This is a genomic window from Xenorhabdus lircayensis (genome assembly GCF_016306625.1).
In the GTDB taxonomy this organism is placed as follows: Bacteria; Pseudomonadota; Gammaproteobacteria; order Enterobacterales; family Enterobacteriaceae; genus Xenorhabdus; species Xenorhabdus lircayensis.
In genome coordinates this window covers 114740-131787 of sequence record NZ_JACOII010000020.1, presented here as the reverse complement: position 1 = coordinate 131787, position 17048 = coordinate 114740, and the positions used below count along the sequence as shown (strand labels likewise).

General features: G+C 45.7%; 18 protein-coding genes. 2 read left to right on the top strand and 16 right to left on the bottom strand.

Annotated features, from left to right (window positions below; genetic code table 11):
* From H8A87_RS03100 to gntX, 12 genes are all read right to left on the bottom strand, one after another.
* On the bottom strand, positions 1 to 1350 hold the full coding sequence (locus H8A87_RS03100; RefSeq protein WP_198688538.1) for a YhfT family protein: 1350 nt from the start codon (positions 1348 to 1350) through the stop codon (positions 1 to 3).
* Between the two features lie 10 nt (positions 1351 to 1360).
* Complete coding sequence (locus H8A87_RS03095) at positions 1361 to 1723, bottom strand: DUF2620 domain-containing protein (RefSeq protein ID WP_198688537.1); 363 nt, start codon at positions 1721 to 1723, stop codon at positions 1361 to 1363.
* Between the two features lie 68 nt (positions 1724 to 1791).
* Entirely contained in the window at positions 1792 to 2694 is a 903-nt protein-coding gene (locus tag H8A87_RS03090) for a phosphotriesterase-related protein (RefSeq protein ID WP_232370047.1), read from the bottom strand.
* A gap of 329 nt (positions 2695 to 3023) precedes the next feature.
* Positions 3024 to 4199 carry a YhfX family PLP-dependent enzyme gene (locus H8A87_RS03085; protein ID WP_198688535.1) on the bottom strand — a complete coding sequence of 392 codons (1176 nt, stop codon included), beginning with the start codon at positions 4197 to 4199 and terminating at the stop codon, positions 3024 to 3026.
* A gap of 105 nt (positions 4200 to 4304) precedes the next feature.
* Complete coding sequence (locus H8A87_RS03080; protein WP_198688534.1) at positions 4305 to 4667, bottom strand: PRD domain-containing protein; 363 nt, start codon at positions 4665 to 4667, stop codon at positions 4305 to 4307.
* 54 nt (positions 4668 to 4721) lie between these two features.
* The gene (gene yhfZ / locus H8A87_RS03075; RefSeq protein ID WP_198688618.1) at positions 4722 to 5630 is read right to left on the bottom strand and encodes a GntR family transcriptional regulator YhfZ; all 909 of its coding nucleotides are present in this window, start codon (positions 5628 to 5630) and stop codon (positions 4722 to 4724) included.
* A gap of 1053 nt (positions 5631 to 6683) precedes the next feature.
* Entirely contained in the window at positions 6684 to 8189 is a 1506-nt protein-coding gene (gene glpD, locus H8A87_RS03070) for a glycerol-3-phosphate dehydrogenase (protein WP_198688533.1), read from the bottom strand.
* 249 nt (positions 8190 to 8438) lie between these two features.
* The gene (locus tag H8A87_RS03065) at positions 8439 to 9197 is read right to left on the bottom strand and encodes a DeoR/GlpR family transcriptional regulator (RefSeq protein ID WP_198688532.1); all 759 of its coding nucleotides are present in this window, start codon (positions 9195 to 9197) and stop codon (positions 8439 to 8441) included.
* A 57-nt stretch (positions 9198 to 9254) separates the two neighbouring features.
* Positions 9255 to 10091 (bottom strand): rhomboid family intramembrane serine protease GlpG, encoded by an 837-nt coding sequence (gene glpG, locus H8A87_RS03060; protein WP_198688531.1) that lies wholly within the window; start codon positions 10089 to 10091, stop codon positions 9255 to 9257.
* Positions 10092 to 10167: 76 nt separating this feature from the next.
* The gene (glpE, locus tag H8A87_RS03055) at positions 10168 to 10491 is read right to left on the bottom strand and encodes a thiosulfate sulfurtransferase GlpE (RefSeq protein WP_198688530.1); all 324 of its coding nucleotides are present in this window, start codon (positions 10489 to 10491) and stop codon (positions 10168 to 10170) included.
* 145 nt (positions 10492 to 10636) lie between these two features.
* Entirely contained in the window at positions 10637 to 11212 is a 576-nt protein-coding gene (nfuA, locus tag H8A87_RS03050) for a Fe-S biogenesis protein NfuA (RefSeq protein WP_198688529.1), read from the bottom strand.
* A gap of 59 nt (positions 11213 to 11271) precedes the next feature.
* Positions 11272 to 11955, bottom strand: a complete 684-nt coding sequence (gene gntX, locus H8A87_RS03045; RefSeq protein ID WP_198688528.1) for a DNA utilization protein GntX — start codon at positions 11953 to 11955, stop codon at positions 11272 to 11274.
* Between the two features lie 38 nt (positions 11956 to 11993).
* Between gntX and bioH the strand changes: the two genes are divergently transcribed.
* Positions 11994 to 12770 carry a pimeloyl-ACP methyl ester esterase BioH gene (gene bioH / locus H8A87_RS03040; RefSeq protein ID WP_198688527.1) on the top strand — a complete coding sequence of 259 codons (777 nt, stop codon included), beginning with the start codon at positions 11994 to 11996 and terminating at the stop codon, positions 12768 to 12770.
* A gap of 85 nt (positions 12771 to 12855) precedes the next feature.
* Here bioH and H8A87_RS03035 read toward each other — a convergent pair whose 3' ends face one another.
* Positions 12856 to 13299 (bottom strand): OsmC family protein, encoded by a 444-nt coding sequence (locus H8A87_RS03035; protein WP_198688526.1) that lies wholly within the window; start codon positions 13297 to 13299, stop codon positions 12856 to 12858.
* 286 nt (positions 13300 to 13585) lie between these two features.
* Here H8A87_RS03035 and H8A87_RS03030 point away from each other — a divergent pair, with 286 nt between their 5' ends.
* Positions 13586 to 13759: a helix-turn-helix domain-containing protein gene (locus H8A87_RS03030; protein WP_198688525.1), complete on the top strand. Its 174-nt coding sequence runs from the start codon at positions 13586 to 13588 to the stop codon at positions 13757 to 13759.
* Between the two features lie 110 nt (positions 13760 to 13869).
* Here the strand turns inward: H8A87_RS03030 and H8A87_RS03025 are convergent, their stop codons facing one another.
* From H8A87_RS03025 to feoA, 3 genes are all read right to left on the bottom strand, one after another.
* Entirely contained in the window at positions 13870 to 14109 is a 240-nt protein-coding gene (locus H8A87_RS03025; RefSeq protein ID WP_198688524.1) for a FeoC-like transcriptional regulator, read from the bottom strand.
* A 12-nt stretch (positions 14110 to 14121) separates the two neighbouring features.
* Positions 14122 to 16431 (bottom strand): Fe(2+) transporter permease subunit FeoB, encoded by a 2310-nt coding sequence (gene feoB, locus H8A87_RS03020; RefSeq protein WP_198688617.1) that lies wholly within the window; start codon positions 16429 to 16431, stop codon positions 14122 to 14124.
* 95 nt (positions 16432 to 16526) lie between these two features.
* On the bottom strand, positions 16527 to 16754 hold the full coding sequence (gene feoA, locus H8A87_RS03015) for a ferrous iron transporter A (protein WP_198688523.1): 228 nt from the start codon (positions 16752 to 16754) through the stop codon (positions 16527 to 16529).
* Positions 16755 to 17048: the final 294 nt, after the last annotated feature.

Genomic DNA, 17048 nt, shown 5'->3' with positions numbered 1-17048 from the left:
TTATTTTATTCCTAGCAGAAAGAGCAGGTTAGCAAGAATACCCACGGTAATTGTTGCGATTGGGCCGATTGCCATTTCCACTAAAGGACGTTTGGAAGTACGGTTGAGCAGGTAGATACCCGCCACGATCATAAAGCCCATACCCGGCAGAATAGCGTTGGAGGCAATCATAGCACCAACCAGCAAGGCAACTTCGAGCATTTTGGTGATCGCGGTACGAATATGTCCGCTACACGCTTTCACGCCAGGGTATTTATCCAGCCAGATCGCAATTTTCGCCAGTAGCTGGATCTCAATAAACATGGTGATACCGCCCGCGATAAAGGCAATCCACGGGTTATTGGTCGCCAGCCCTGCCACAAACACGAATTTCATGCCATTCGGGCTGTAAACTCCCGTGGCTATCGCTGTCGTGCCCACCAAAGGGATAAAGCTGATAGCACGTGCCAGTGCGACCAGCAATGCGTTGGTTTGCTCGCCTTGCGCCATCAATTGCAGGGAAACGGGGCCTTCAGCCAGCAGACTAAAGGACATGGTTGCAGCACTGGCGGTCAAGCCACCACACAGGATCAGCAGCCATTTGTTTTTCTGGATGCGTTCTATGCGGGTTGAGAACAGGCCGACCAAAACTTCATTGGCGCCTTTTTGTTCCGCTGACTGAGCTGGACGCTCACGCATTGCAAAGTAGAACATGGCAATCATCGATAGCAGCAGTGCGGCACCATTGGGGTCGATACTGACGGGTTTTTCGATCATACCGCCAAAGCTCAATGGGCCAATGGCTTTGGTTGCCAGATAGCCGATTAGTGCGGTGAGCATGACCAAAAGCCCTTTGCGATAACCATATTGATAGCCGACGACCATAGCTGGGAACAGGGCAAAACAGGCTACAATCGGATCACCCACTTTCTTGAGATCATCGGTGAAATTCACCGGCAGCATGGCAAACAGTTCCACTACCGAACGCAAGCCAGCCAGCAAGGCGATGGCATACAGAGCGCCGATGATACCGGAGGCGATAAAGCCCCTGCGGCTGTTGGCACACCAGATACCGATCATGTCAGTACCGAGTAACAGACTGTGAACCAGAACAATCGGAGCGGCGAGTGAAAAGGGAATACCGAAACCTACCACTAAACCGATGCTCAAGGCGAAGCTGGTTGCGGCGAGTACCTTGCGGCTCATTCGTCCTTCAAGGTATTCCGGTAGCAGCGGACGCAGGCCATCATGGAAAACGGCGATACCGCGGTTTGCCATCATGGCGGCAATGGCTCCGATGGCTGCCAATAATCCTGCTTTGAAAGGGTCAACTTCCATCAATTTCATCATGAAATCATGGAGATGTTGCATGATAGGCTCCTTACAGTGAGATGATGGTGTTGATGATCACAGGCAGGACGATATCAATATCCTGACCCGTAAAACCAAATGCCTTTTTGCCTGTTCTCACATGGGCAATAATCTCGTCGTCAGACAGGATTTTGCCCGGCATGCCGATGGTGGCACATTGATCTAATCCGATAAGGGCGATGGCGATTGCCAGTGCACCACCTCCACCGGTATTGCATGCGCCAAGGTAGTAATCTGCATCTCCATTTTTAATTGCCATCGCTGCTTCGATGTCATTCATGACTGTAATGGAAGTGGCTTTATCTCCTGCCAGTTGACGAATACCCTCGGCTATTGTCTCTTTCTCTATTTGTCCACCAACGACAAATCTCATGTTGTTATCCCTCTCTTTGTATTTAATTGTTTTTTAATAAATTATGTTTTTTTACTGTGTTGGAAAAATCATCTGTGCTGAAAAAATCGTGCAGGGTTATCGCGTAACATCTGATTTATCTGCGTTTGGCAAAAACCAGCTTCCAGCAACATGGGAACGAATACGGTTAACAGGTAATCGAATCCATTTCCCCCATTACTTTTCAAATGAGAGCGGCGAGTGATGTCTTGGGAAAGCATGACTTGATCAAGTAGCCCACATTTGGCGACTTTCTGCAACATGGCAATGCGTCCACTGTCTGGATAATAATTATTTTTGCCAATCGTATCGAATTGCACCCATGCCCCAGCTTCCAGCAGCGGAATGATGGTGTCTAGGTTATCTCTCAGATCGCAATGGCCGATGGCTATATGTTCGGGGGATACGCCAAATCTTTTCAGCAGTGCCAGTTGTTCACGTCCCATTGTGCTTAATGTGGTATGGGTAGAAATGGGGCAACCCGTTGCCTGATGTGCCAACGCCGCCGCTGCAAATACCTTTTGCTCATCTTCCGTGATTTGCCCAAGGCTGGAGCCGATCTCGGCGATCACCCCGGCTTTTAATGCGGTGCCATCAATGCCGGTTTCAATTTCAGCGATCATGTTATCGGCAATTGCCTGTATGCATAATTCATTGAAATGGGCAGGGAAGAAGGGCTGTTTATAGTAACCTGTCGAGGCAATGATATTGATGTGGGTATCACGCATTAAATCCAGCAGAAAAGCCGCATTGCGTCCCATGTAACGGTTAGTCATCTCCACGATGTTCCGTACCCCAAGGGTGTAGAGATGGCGAAGCTCATCTGCGATCAGATCGTACTGATCCAATCGACAATCGAGGCTGCCTTTCGCACCAGAGAGATCGATATGCAGATGTTCATGCACATAGGTATAGCCGGAAGCGTCAATACAGCGATTTGTTTTTACTGCCAAATGATGATTAACAGAGCGATTGTCTGATGAAGATTGCAGTGTGTCACCCCCGACGTTCAACTTGATATCTTTGATATCCCGCTGCTTGAGTGTGCCTTCAACTGCATCAGTGCCGGATGAGGAATACGAAGCGGAATGTGTGGGCGTATCCCCAGTCTGTTTTTAGTATCCCATAACTATCTTCATAAATAATTATTTTATAAATGGCTGTGTTATGGGAATACGATTTCATAAAGTCGTCACGCAAAATCATGCGGTAAATCCACTATAGCGAAAATAACATTCTTTAAGGTCGGGATAATATTATATGTAATACCTCTGCTTAGGGACTATTGAGGGTAGCCACTATTTTTCCAATTTCCTTGGCTATCATAGATGCCTTCAAGTTTTGGAGAGCCCGATTGAATACCCGAAACAAGGGCGACATCACTGCGGGTTACGAAAATCTGGGGACGGAAACACATAATCACCGGGCTGCCGATAGGGTGTGTGCCTGACAGCGGGAGGTGGTAGTCAATGCAGGGTTCGCCCAAGCGCAGTATGCGCACTTTTTTGGGGGAGATTGAACGCTCAGGGAAAACCAAGGCATGTTTCATATGTCCACGTTTATAGTAACCGCCACCATAGCAGTAACTATTGCCATCGTAGTGGTGAGAAACTTCCGTGACATAGACCATCGAGATATGTTCCGGCTCTTGGCCACTGATATTGGCGGGGACAGTGCCGGTCAAGGCATGACCGGGCTCAAGGTGGGTGGCGCCGTATTTGGCCAGTAATGGTATGGTGTTACAGCTTGAGGCTGAAGGGGCATTGATTTGTGAAAGTTTAATGCCGAGTTGTTCAAGTCGGTTTCGTGCACGAATGAGGGTGAGCAAATTGGTGGTAGGTAAGGTTGTCTGATATCGCGCATCCCATGATAGGCATGGGAAATGTGTCAGGCCGCTCAATTTAATTCCCGGCATGAGTTTTAGGGCGTCCACAACGGCATCAAGCTCATTGAAGATGATGCCAGCTTCCTGACAGGGAAAGACGGTATCTCGTTTATCGAACACTTTCAGCATAATGGGCTGTATTCGGCCCAGCTTCTCCGCAGCATCAGAAATGGCTTGTGCTTTTTCAAGGGAAAATACCGTGATGATATCCGGCTTATGCTTGAGCATGGTTTCTATTAAATGCGTCGGTGTCTGCACCAAGTGACCGATGTGGCATAGGGGGATGTCATGCTGGCTCAGGCTATAGGCTTCCCTGAAATCGACAGCCACGACACCGCGATAACCGAGTTCAATCAACTTTTTGGTCAGCCACGGATTACGCCCAATTTGTTTGGTCATCAAATAGAGTTCAATGCCGTATTGCTCTGCGGCTTGCAGCAAGCGTCGGCCATTATCCAAGACCTGATCGACATCAATGATGTAAGTATCTGGCAATATTACGCCCTGTTGCCAAAGTTCTTTTGCAACTTCAACCAATTTGGGGTTCTGTTTTTTCAAGGCATCAATAAACATAGGCTTCCCTTCATGTCTGCAAAGCAGCAAGGCTGTGTGAAAATCAACATTTTCTTTGAAGGCATTAATCTTCATTTTTTTGAAAATTTATAGAGTAATCAGAAGCTAATCTCTTTCGATCGAAAGTATTAAACCATATAAATTGACTAACAGATAGCCTTCTTCGTTGGGATGTAACGTTACTGTAAATTTTTCGATCAGAGAACGATGAATGGTAACTAATTGATTATAATGCTCAGATTGTTCAATTTCTGCCTGTATTTTTTTCTCCAGTGGAGAAACTCTTTCACCACGACGTGAACGCATGAAAGCACTTGCCATGTGGGTAAGCGCCATTTCGCCTTGTGGATGACGGACAGGGATGAGCCAGATATCTTCTAGATCATGCACAACATCCAGCATGTTATCGTAGATATCTTGATCAATAACGCCGCCTTGTAGCAGGATAGCTAACCGTTGTTCTACCATTGCTTTTTGTTATACGTCGGTGTTAATCAACTGATTATCTCGGCTGATCGAGTTTTAATAAACGGGTTCTATGGTGCCTGCTACTACGTTTTGTTGATGGGTTAGCAGTGCGTCCCGGTCAATCATAGTATGCAGGAGTTGCTGGATGGGGATATTATCCTTACGGGCAAGGATGACGGCTTCAGAAGCTTTGATAAAACACTCACTGTCGCCGGGAAGCTGCGTCATGAGGCCCTGTGAAATCAGCTCATGACCTTGTCCAACGTTCCAAATAGACGCATCAATGTGGCCTTTTATGATTTGATTCAGGCATTCGTGATAGGAGACCTCGACCAATTCAATCTCTTTTCCTGCAAAATATTGCTTTGTCATTATTTTTTGGTCTGCTGAGGTACTGTCTAATCCAACGCGGCGAATGGATTCCATTTCGCCATGACGAAAGATTAACCTATGCCTGTCTGTATAACTTTGTGTCCCTAGTGAAAGCGCAATATATATATCTTTATTTTCTGGGTACTGCTCTGCGGCAAGTCTTGATGTTACTGCTAAGTCATAAACGCCATTTAGTAAGCATTCAATGCGGATATCCGAGCCACGCATGTGTGCAAAGTAAAAAGGAACGCCAGCACACAATGCTTTCAAACCACTTGCCAGCCCTTCATAAGCGCGAGTATAAGGAAGCGGCATTGCACAGACCACATTGCCGATATCGGCATACTTCAAGAGCAATTTATGGTTTATCTGTGCAAGAAAACTACCATTACGACCACGACGCTTAATCCCAACCGCCTGTGCTTGTTCGAGAGATTTTAATGCTGCTTGCATCAAACCTACGGACAAACCACATTCTTTAGCTAATAACTCTATGGTTTTCAGCCGATTGCCACATTGTTCTGAGAGGAGATACCGAGCCAGAAACGACTGTGCAATCCCCTCTTTTTTAATGAATGTTTGACTCATCATTACAAGTTTGTACCCATTCTCGTTTATCTTCATAAATTTGAACATAAATCGCAATAAGCGAATTAAAGAAAGGGGAGTAATATCACAATTATAAAAAAAATGAAAATTTAAAAAATGATAAAGTATAATATTATCAATCTTTTGAAGATGTATTTTAATTTTGTTCTGAAGATATAAAAAATCATCATTATGGGAGAATATAGGGAATATGGGCGTATTACCCATATCTGTCCGCTGTATTTTTCTGTCTAGATGGTGATTTTTGCTACACTATTTATCATGTGACAGAATAATTAGACTATATTCTGCACGTTATTTTTGTATGAATCAATGAAAGATCCGGCTGCGGATATTTCATTTAACTGTGTTAAAAATGAGTTTTCCATATCGTAAAATTCAATAATAAAGTTAGCTTATTTCGGGTTTATATTTTCGACCGTTTATAAATCAAAAGGTTGCCATTTGTGAAAATTACAGTGAATAATATTTCGATTGAAGTTGAAGACAGTGGCAGAGAAATGCGTCCAGTAGTTTTGCTTATCATGGTCGAGTATGCTGCCCAACATTAGTCGGGCACGGTGACGTTGATCCACTCATTGATATTATGCAAGCTTTGACTGAGAAGATTATTCCGTTTTTGCATGGAATAAAATGATAAAGAAAATATTTTTGGTAATAAAAACTTAATAATTAAATAAGGATATACATTTAGCAATGATGGAGGTTGGTACTTTATGTTATCGGATGTTAGGTGAGTTATTATGTAATTGGAGTTAATAATATGAGAAAAAATATTGTATTTATTTATTCCAGAAGATTTGGGTTTAGATATATCAAATTTATCTTCAACATATTATCACTATGACAAAAATATGCGTACGGCATAACCAGTTGAATAAGATGAAAAATAGGGATGATTGATTTCGAAACTTTATGGTATTTTGGGGAACATTTATGAGCAGAAAGAAACTTATAGGATGGGGATAAGCCGTTATTATGGGGATAAATGAAAAATGGCGATAAAAAACTATCACCATTTTTACTCACGCTAAATCAGCCTTGCAATTGGGCGGATTTTGCGTTCTGTGCCAGCCAATCAGCTACACGCTGTTTCTGCTCATCAGTGAGCCACATACCCAGTTTGGTACGGCGCCAGATAGCATCATCCAACTGTGTTACCCATTCGTGTTCGACCAGATAACGCAGCTCAGCCTCATACAAGCCATGACCGAAGAATTCACCGAGATCGGTCAGTGCTTCTGAACCTTTCAGGATGATTTGGCTATTGCTGCCGTAAGTGCGGGCATAACGCAGTGCCACGCCTTCTGGCAACCAATTGTGACGCTGGCGCAGTAAACGTGCATAACCATCGCGGTCACAGCCTTCCAGTTCACCGCCCGATAACTTGCCATTCTTAGTCCATGCCTGACCCGCATTTGGATAGTACTGTACCAGTTTCTCCATCGCGTGCTCAGCCAGTTTACGATAAGTCGTCAGTTTACCGCCAAATACGGACAGTAATGGTGTCTGGCCTTGTTCATCCTGAACATCCAGTGTGTAATCACGGGTGATCGCTTGTGGTGAATCGGACTCATCATCACACAGTGGGCGAACGCCAGAGTAAGTCCAAACCACATCATTGCGACCAAGCTGTTTTTTGAAGTAGTCGTTATAAACTTTCAGCAAATAGTCGATCTCTTGATCGCCAATTTTGACTTCTTTGGGATCGCCTTTGTACTCAACATCGGTCGTACCGATGATGGAAAACTCGTCATTCCATGGAATGATAAACACGATGCGGTTATCTTCGTTTTGCAGAATATAAGCCTGTGGCTCATCGTGAGCACGAGGAACAACAATATGGCTGCCTTTGATCAGGCGAATACCATAAGGCGATTTCAGTTGCAGGCTGTTGTCGAAGAAGTTTTTCACCCACGGGCCAGTCGCGTTGACCAAGCCTTTCGCGCGCCATGTGTTAGTTTCGCCCGTTGTGAGGTCTTTGGCCTCAACCATCCAGTAATCATTTTCACGCCATGCACGGGTCACTTGGGTGCGAGTACGTACCTCGCCGCTGTGTTTTTTTACTTCCTGCGCGTTCAGGACAACCAGACGTGCATCGTCAACCCAGCAGTCGGAATATTCAAAGCCACGGGTGATGGACGGTTTCAGCACCGAACTTGCACCAAATTTCAGCCCCTTGCTGCCCGGTAAGCTAACGCGTTTACCCAAGTTATCGTACAAGAACAGTCCAATGCGGATCATCCAGGCTGGGCGCAGGTGTGGCTGGTGTGGCAGGCGAAAACGCATCGGGAATGCAATATGGGGAGCCAGTCTCAAGAGCACTTCACGTTCTGCCAGCGCTTCACTGACTAGACGGAATTCATAATGCTCCAGATAGCGTAAGCCACCGTGGATCAGTTTGGAACTGGCAGACGAAGTCGCACTGGCCAAGTCTTGACCTTCCAATAGCAGGACAGAAAGTCCCCGGCCAGCAGCATCTGCCGCAATACCAGCGCCGTTAATTCCGCCGCCGATTACAATCAAGTCTTTGGTTTCCATTGCATACCCTCTGAAATGTTCGAAACAGTTCTTTAATGTTCGTTTTCGCTCAAAGATTGTAATCAAAAATCCATCAATCGCCAACCATTAACTCAGAAAAAACATATTCACGTGATACAGGTAACAAATCTTTAGCATACACATAAGATTAATAAGGAATTTATGAGAGGCAAATCTGAGAGGAGATATTGACAGGAAGAGATCCCCCACCAACATTTCAGGTGGGGAATACCATTAAATAAAAGGTGATTAGCACAGCTCCAGTTTGACGCTGTGTTGCTCAATGATTTTCTGGATGCCAGGAGGGGGAGCTTTATCTGTGAAGAGAAAATCAATCAGGTTCATGTTTCCGAGGTTAACCATGGCACTGCGGCCAAATTTCGAATGGTCGGCCACCAGCATGACACAACGGGAATTTTCGATAATGGCACGTTTGGTGCGGACTTCGTGGTAATCGAATTCCAGCAGGGAGCCATCGCTATCGATGCCACTGATCCCAAGAATGCCGAAATCAAGGCGGAATTGAGAAATGAAATCCAGCGTTGCTTCACCAATGATGCCACCATCGCGGGAGCGCACTTCACCACCAGCTAAAATCAGCCGGAAATCTTCTTTGCCCATAAACAGGGTTGCGACGTTAAGGTTATTGGTGACAATCCGTAAATCGCGATGATTGAGCAGGGAATGTGCCACGGCTTCTGGGGTCGTTCCAATATCGATGAACAGGGTTGCGCCGTTTGGAATTTGGGTGGCAACTTGCTGCGCAATACGGGCTTTTTCATCCGACCACATGATCTTACGGTCATGATAGGCGGTATTGACAGAGCTGGATGGTAACGCGGCACCGCCGTGATGACGTTGGATTTTATTTTTATCTGCGAGATCATTTAAATCACGCCGGATGGTTTGCGGGCTGACATCAAAATGTTCAACTAGCTCTTCAGTGCTGACATAACCTTGAAGGCGCACCAGCTCGATTATTGCATCATGTCGCTGAGTTTGCTTCACGAAATTCCCCTAATGTTTGCGTAGATGGATTATAGTTGACCAAAATTATTTGGGATATTATTGATTTTTTTGTTTGCGCAAATTATCCCACAGCCCCATCAATAACCCGATGATTAATCCTGAAACATGGGCGGCATTAGCGATGTTTAATGAAAATACATCGAAATAGTCAACCAATAACCAGATGACAGAGACAGCGATTAACCCTCTGGGAACACTGACCCCGCGTTTGGGTGAAATTTCACCCGTTAGCCAAACATATCCGATCAGCGCGTAGACCACACCAGAAAGCCCGCCGAAATGAGAACCACTGAACAATGACTGCGCCCACCCACTGAAAACTGCGGATACTATCGTGATTTCAAGGAGTTTTCCGGCACCAATCTTCCGTTCCACTTGACTACCAAGATACCACCACCACACGAGATTAAAGAGGATATGTGGCAGCGAGAAATGTAGTAGGGCATGGCTGACCCAACGCCATAACTCCAGATATTGATCACTGTTAGGCCATGCCAGCCAGTTCATGACATCGGGTGTACCCGCAATCAGCATCCAAAGGAAAACGAGAATGCAGATCGCTGTCATGGAGATAGTCAGAGGGCCGGACTGACTTTTGAGAGTGCTCCAGTTCAGGTTGTTACGATACTGGAAAGAGCGGCTGGATTTGCCTGTTTGCCAACTGGCGGCCTGATAGCGCTCATTGAGTGGATCGCGGGCAAAATGGCGCAGTTCCTGTTCAACTAGACTTAATTGGCTGTCATCTTCCAGCCATAGCTCGACTAGCAACGGCTCATTGGTGGGCTTCATAGCCAAATGAATGCCCTGTGTCGCCATATAATCAATAAAGGCCTGAGCCAGTCGAGGATTGGATATTGAGGTTACTTGGATCATTGCTCGTCTTATCTCTGCCTTAAGTTGAAGTTAATCGCACAGGGGGTCATCGCATTGGAATGAGTGTGCTAAAGATTCATAGGGTGTGGATGGCGTGAGGATAGTCTCTCTGCCAGACTTCAAAGCCCCCATTGACACTGTAAACTGTCTCAAAACCCATATTGATGAGATATTGAGCGGCTCCCTGACTGCTATGGCCGTGATAGCACATCACTATAACCGGCTGGTCAAAATCAGCTCCTTGCAGGAAGTTATTGAGCGTTTCATTAGTGAGGTGAAATGCGCCTGTTGCGTGTCCGGTACGGAAACTCTGTGGGTCACGGATATCAACCATGACTGCGGTTTTATCGAGCCAATGCTGGTAAGCCTGCTCAGGGTTTATCGTTTGAAAATGGTCCATAAATACTCAATGTAGTTTCTCAAATTTTCATTTTCAATATATTCATTTCTTAATAGTCGTCTGGTATGACCTGATCGCCTTCCCAATGTTTGCATTAGGAAGGCGTGGAAATGCGGGTAGAAAATGCTTAGAAACAGAAAAATAATTAGTAATACGAGTGTTCACCGCGTTGGTGTTCAGTCAGATCTCTCACCCCTTTCAATTCAGGGAATATCTGTAGCAACTGTTTCTCAATCCCTTCTTTCAGGGTGACATCGACCATTGAACAGCCGTTGCATCCACCACCGAATTGTAGAATGGCATAACTTTCATCGGTGATCTCCATCAGGCTGACGCGCCCACCATGCCCAGACAGCTGAGGGTTTATCTGCGATTGTAGGACGTATTCAACACGCTCAATCAGCGGAGCATCGTCATCCACTTTACGCATTTTGGCGTTCGGGGCTTTCAGGGTTAGTTGGGAGCCAAGTTGATCGGTCACAAAGTCAATGACGGCCTCTTCCAAAAAAGGTGCACTGATTTCATCAACATAGGCAGAAATTTGGTCAAATTTTAGTTCGGTATCAGTGGCTTCAACAGCATCCGGTGGGCAATAGGAAACGCCGCATTCAGCGGTCGGGGTTCCTGGATTAATCACAAAAACGCGGATCTGTGTGCCCGTTTCTTGATTTGCCAGTAGCTTGGCAAAGTGCGCTTGCGCTGCTTCAGTAATATTAATCATGTCATTTGCTCAATAGTTGACTGTTCTAGTTGGTTATAATACGCCCATTTATAAAGGAACTACAAGGTTCGACATATTGCCCAAGCCTGTACGGAGCGGGCGCCTGCACGAATCAACAATTGTGAGGCCTCATGCAGCGTTGTGCCCGTGGTGATCACATCATCGAAAATCGCGACATGTTGATCGGTAAAATCGCCCCGTAATTGAAAGGCATGTTTAAGATTGGTTTTCCTCTGGGCGGCAGATAAGCCCCGTTGAGTGAGTGTAGCACGTGAGAGTTGCAAAAGATCGGGCTGATACGGGCATTGCAGCCAGCGCGACAGGGGATGAGTAATTAACCCAATGTGATCGAACCCCCGTTGCCAGCGTTTTTTGCTGTGCAGAGGAATGCCCAGTATATGATCCGGTTTGTGCCAGCGGCCTTCACGGTAGCCTTGTAACCAATGCAGCAGGAACAGGCGAGCCAGCACTGTCGCGAGTTGCGGCGTACCGTGATACTTGTATCGCTGGATAAGCTGGCTTAATGGCGGGGTGTAATCTGTGATGGCAATCAGGTGTTGCCACGGAGGGGGATGTTTCAGGCAGCGCCCGCAGGCAACGTCTCTGGATTTAGAAGGCAGCGCACAGCGCGGGCAGACACGTTGTAGCCGTTTTAATTGGCGATGGCAGACGTGGCAGACTCCATGATGGGCAAAATACAAATTTTGATGGCATAGCCAACAGTATCCAACCATTGTTAGCATAGTTTCCTTCCTTGGTGACAAATAAGGTGAGCATAACAATGGAACAGTTGTTTTGGCAGACAATCGGTGAGGCACCACGTGATCTTGTGATGTTGCACGGATGGGGATTGAATGCTGAAGTTTGGCATTCAGTGGAAACGCGATTGGCTTCACATTTTCGCTTGCATCTGGTGGATTTGCCGGGCTATGGCCGCAGTCAGTCGTATCCGGCCATGTCACTGGCGGAAATGGCGGATACGGTGTGGCAGCAGGCACCAGAGAATGCCCTGTGGCTGGGTTGGTCTTTGGGCGGATTGGTTGCCAGTCGGATTGCCCTGGATCATCCGGCACAGGTTGCGGGTTTGGTGACAGTGGCTTCCTCGCCAAAATTCAGTACTGATGGGGATTGGCCGGGGATTAAGCCTGAGGTATTGAGTGCCTTTGAACATCAATTGAGTGCAAATTTTCAGAAGACTGTCGAACGTTTTCTGGCGTTGCAGACATTGGGAACAGAGAGTGCTCGTCAGGATTCTCGTTTACTGAAATCAGTAATACTGAATCAGCCGATGCCGACAGTGGAGGTACTCAATGCGGGTTTGGAAATTCTGCGCACTGATGATTTAAGGGCAGAGCTGTTGCAGCTTCGATTACCTTTCCTGCGTCTTTATGGTTATCTTGATGGTCTGGTTCCGCGCAAGATTGCTGCGCGGCTTGATGGTGAGTGGCCGAATACGCATTCCGTTATTATGCGACACGCCGCCCATGCGCCTTTTATTTCCCATCCTGATGAATTTGTTGAAGTATTAATGGATTTTGCTGCCAGCATGGGATGGTAATTGTCGATAACTATTTATGATCACAAATTATCTATAACGCTAACTATTACCCATAACACTAAACGGTTATGGGTAATAAGGAAATTTATTCGGCAGGATAAACTTCGGTTACAATTTCTGGTGTATTAACGATAGTATCAAGAACCGGGCAATTACTTTCGACAAAAGCAATAAAGTCGCGGATCTCCTGTTCGGTATTATCTGCCTTGATATAAAATTTGGAGGTGATTTTTGAAAACCCCAGTTTGGTGTTTTTATTTCTGCCTGTGAAGCCATCGGTATCCAGCTCTCCTTCCATTTTAACCTGAATATCGATCAAATTGATTTTATGTTTGCGGGCAAAACTTTTTGCCACAATACACTGGCACGCACCAAAAGCAGAAAGCAATGCTTCCACTGGGTTCATTGCTTCATCGGTTCCACCCAGATTTTTCGGCTCGTCTATGTGAAAGGTAAAATCCCGCGATGAACATTTCATTTTGAGATGACCCGCTGACTCGACTGTTGCAGTGAATAACTCTTTAGGCATATTAGTATCCTCAGGTTATTAATATTGGAAGGCCGCGTATCAGATAATAAGAAAATAGTTTTTATTTTTCAATTGAGTTGTAATGAATGAATTTATTTTTCGCGTGGGTATTTTTTTGTTTAATCTTGAGTAAGATACTTTTGACTAAGCCATTATTCTTATTACTCATTTCCAATATAAAATAGGCTCTTGCTTGTTAATAAGGGATTTAATTTGGCAATTCAAGTAAAAAAAGAACATATCATATTTATCGCCTGCATCACTGTTTTCTGAACTTAAAGAAGGCATGGAGAGCTTACAGCAATATAACGAAGGAAAAATTACCCTGAAAAACCATCAGGTTACCGCTAAATCTAAAGAAGAGTTGAAACCTGATGAGATCAGATCTATTCGTGAAAAACTCAATATATCCCAAGCGGTATTGGCGCATTATTTGGGCGCAAATCTCTTGAAAGTCTGATTTAATAAAATCATCCCGTTACCGAAATACCAACTACGACAACGGGATGATTGTTATGATTTCAAGGAGAATTTACTTGCCTTATCAAACCCCATAAAGCAGGCAATCTCTTAACTTTTGACTGCCAATTGATACACTTTCGTATCGCATTTCTGTGTTTCCGGGCACTGCTTGCAGCCACCACTGAGGCAGGAGGAAGCATCCACTTCCTCCAGTTTACCCATTATGACAAGCTGCTTGAGCATGGCTTCCACCATTGGCAGTGGTACTGAAAACTGATGGCTCAATGACCTTGCATCAGTGCGCCCATTAAGGGCAACGGCATCTCTGATTTTCAGCAGGCTAATCATTCAGAACTCCGACTAGTGGCAGTTGCTGTTTGAGCATTCGCAGCTACGGTCTGTGCTGTTAGTGAATGTTACGGTGACTCTACTGCGTGCTCGGCGCAAACCAATAAAGACCAGCACGTTAAACAGAACTACGGTCGAAATTGTGATCAGGCTGCTTTCTGGGTGGGCAGAAAACGTGGTGACTTGATAAAACAACGCCGATAGAGAATAGGCGACGTTCAGTCCCCACAGGATGGAGAAAGTCATCCAGCCCCGGCTGGTTTCACGGGCAATCGCCCCCATGACGGAAACACAGGGCACGTACAGCAGCACGAAAATCAGGTAGCTATAAGCAGAAATGGCAGAGCCAAATTTGGCGCTCATGGTTCCCATAGGGCCGCGATCCATATCGCCATCACCTTTGCTGGCCCCAATCGGGTTAGAAAGCGCGCTTAAGGTGAAAGTTTCTTTCAGGCTATCCCAGGTCTCTGCCACGGAATCTTTCAGTTGATCCAGCAAATTGAATTCATCTGGGTTGAATGGCTCTTGAGTGATGTTCTCTGCGGTATATAGCGTGTTTAAGGTTCCCACAACCACTTCTTTTGCCATCGCTCCAGTGATAAGACCGACGGTTGCTTGCCAGTTATCGGAATGCACGCCGATGGGGTGCAGTATGGGAGTGAGTACCTTACTGACTGAAGCCAGTGCCGATTCGTTGATATTATCAACGGTCTTACCTGAGAAGGAGAAACTGTTCAGAGCGCCAATAAGCATACTTGCTGCGACAATCACTTTACCCGCACGTATCACAAAACCTTTCAGTCGTTGCCATGTCTGGAGCAGCAAAGTTTTGGCATGAGGCACGTGATAAACCGGCAGTTCCATCACAAATGGCGATGCTTCACCACGCATAATGGTGTATTTGAGAAGTAACCCCGTCAGAATGGCAACGGCAATCCCCAATATATACAAGGAGAAAACGATGCTTGCCCCACTTTTGCCAAAGAAAGCCGCAGCAAAGACGGCGAAGATCGCCAGCCGCGCCCCGCAGGACATAAACGGTGCCATCATGATGGTAATCAGACGCTCACGGGGGGCATCAAGTGTCCTTGAACCCATTACGGAAGGTACGTTACAACCAAAGCCGACAATCAAGGGGACAAAAGATTTACCTGGCAGCCCCATTGCTTGCATCAGCCTGTCCATGACAAACGCCGCTCGCGCCATGTAGCCTGAGTCTTCAAGGAAGGAGAGGAATAGGTACATCATGCCAATTTGAGGCACCAGTGGTAGCACCGTGTTGATACCCCCGCCAATCCCCTGGGCAAGGAAAACCGTCAACCAATTCGGGAAATGGAGAGTATGACCGAGCCACTGCATCCCATCGATGAAAATGGCGGCGGAAGCGCCTTCGAAGATTGGCTGCAAGGCGCCACCAATATTGATGGCCAGTACAAACATCAGGTACATAACAAACAGGAAGATAGGGACACCTAGCCAGCGGTTCAGGATCACGGTATCTAACACTTGGGTCAGTTTGTTCGGTATGGCCGAGCGGGTATCAATGACAGACAGACAAAGCTCATTAATCATTTGGTAGCGAGCGCCCGCAATGATGAGGTCTGGTTCTGCAATCTGTGGTTGTAGGCGTACTTTGCTTTCGGCCAGTTGTGCCTGAGTTAACCCGGAAATTTCACGGCTGTAAATATCCCCTTCCAGCACTTGCAAAGTGAGCCAACGTCGCTGTTGTGGATTGAATTTCTCCGTGATCTGGTGGGAGAGGTGGGCAATTTCCTGCAATAATTCATCAGGATACTCAACCTGTACCGGATTAGATTTCTGGGGATAATTATCGATGGTTTTTTTCAGTACATCGATCCCCGTGGCGCGGGTAGAAACCAGCGGGATAACCGGACAGCCGAGACGTTGTTCCAGTGCTGCAATATCAATATTGATATGCTGGTTTTGGGCAATATCCAGCATATTCAGCGCAATAATGCAGGGAATACCCAATTCAATCAATTGCAGAGAGAGATAAAGATTACGCTCTAGATTTGAAGCATCAACGACATTGATCAACATATCGGCTTCACCACTGAGGATATAGTGGCAGGCAATCTGTTCATCAATAGAGGTTTGCTCAGAAATGGTCGTGAGGGAATAAGTACCAGGGAGATCGACAAGATCGACTTGATGGTTATGGGTGGTAAAGTGGCCTGTTTTGCGTTCTACCGTGACGCCTGCCCAGTTCCCCACTCGTTGTCGGGAACCCGTGAGTTGGTTAAAGAGCGTTGTTTTGCCGGCATTGGGATTACCGATCAGGCCTATGGTTAATTGTTTCATCATACTTTCTGCCAATCAAGAAGCGACTATTTCACTCTAGTTATAAACGTGTGTGGGTTATGGTTTGTTCTAAACCATATTGACTCCGGGCTTTGTTAGCCCAAATCTTCATGCAGCATGAGAAATGCCATATCTTGTTTACGAAGGGTAAGGTTGACTCTGCGTGTTTCGATTTGTATTGGATCGCCCAACGGGGCGAAGCGAATGACCTGAAATGTTGAGCCGGGTAGCATGCCGAGTGACAATAATTTTTGCCGGTAAGCTGGGCTGATCTCTGGAGAAAATCCCAGAATTTTATATCTGTGTTCTGGAATAAGTACCATATAACTCTCCATTAAAACTGAAAATATAATTGATTATAAGAATTATTATCCTCAATAAAGGGGAATTCACAAGGAAAAAGTACGGCAACTCTCCTGAATTCTGATTGTTAATGATAATAATATGCAACTGCAATACTGGTTATTTATCCCGGAATAGTACTGAAACAAATTGATATTAATCAAACTAATGGCAATTTTATTGAAAACAAATAATTCTGATAATTGTTTAATACTCTCAGAAATTACTTTTAATTGATAAGTGGGACAAAATGATGAAGGGAATGACGATGGTGG

Bases quoted from the DNA above. Each gene is read 5' to 3' on its own strand.
- H8A87_RS03100 (WP_198688538.1), bottom strand. From the start codon at position 1,350: ATGCAACATCTCCATGATTTCATGATGAAATTGATGGAAGTTGACCCT.
- H8A87_RS03095 (WP_198688537.1), bottom strand. From the start codon at position 1,723: ATGAGATTTGTCGTTGGTGGACAAATAGAGAAAGAGACAATAGCCGAG.
- H8A87_RS03085 (WP_198688535.1), bottom strand. From the start codon at position 4,199: ATGTTTATTGATGCCTTGAAAAAACAGAACCCCAAATTGGTTGAAGTT.
- H8A87_RS03080 (WP_198688534.1), bottom strand. From the start codon at position 4,667: ATGGTAGAACAACGGTTAGCTATCCTGCTACAAGGCGGCGTTATTGAT.
- yhfZ (WP_198688618.1), bottom strand. From the start codon at position 5,630: ATGATGAGTCAAACATTCATTAAAAAAGAGGGGATTGCACAGTCGTTT.
- glpD (WP_198688533.1), bottom strand. From the start codon at position 8,189: ATGGAAACCAAAGACTTGATTGTAATCGGCGGCGGAATTAACGGCGCT.
- glpG (WP_198688531.1), bottom strand. From the start codon at position 10,091: ATGATCCAAGTAACCTCAATATCCAATCCTCGACTGGCTCAGGCCTTT.
- glpE (WP_198688530.1), bottom strand. From the start codon at position 10,491: ATGGACCATTTTCAAACGATAAACCCTGAGCAGGCTTACCAGCATTGG.
- nfuA (WP_198688529.1), bottom strand. From the start codon at position 11,212: ATGATTAATATTACTGAAGCAGCGCAAGCGCACTTTGCCAAGCTACTG.
- gntX (WP_198688528.1), bottom strand. From the start codon at position 11,955: ATGCTAACAATGGTTGGATACTGTTGGCTATGCCATCAAAATTTGTAT.
- bioH (WP_198688527.1), top strand. From the start codon at position 11,994: ATGGAACAGTTGTTTTGGCAGACAATCGGTGAGGCACCACGTGATCTT.
- H8A87_RS03035 (WP_198688526.1), bottom strand. From the start codon at position 13,299: ATGCCTAAAGAGTTATTCACTGCAACAGTCGAGTCAGCGGGTCATCTC.
- H8A87_RS03030 (WP_198688525.1), top strand. From the start codon at position 13,586: ATGGAGAGCTTACAGCAATATAACGAAGGAAAAATTACCCTGAAAAAC.
- H8A87_RS03025 (WP_198688524.1), bottom strand. From the start codon at position 14,109: ATGATTAGCCTGCTGAAAATCAGAGATGCCGTTGCCCTTAATGGGCGC.
- feoB (WP_198688617.1), bottom strand. From the start codon at position 16,431: ATGAAACAATTAACCATAGGCCTGATCGGTAATCCCAATGCCGGCAAA.
- feoA (WP_198688523.1), bottom strand. From the start codon at position 16,754: ATGGTACTTATTCCAGAACACAGATATAAAATTCTGGGATTTTCTCCA.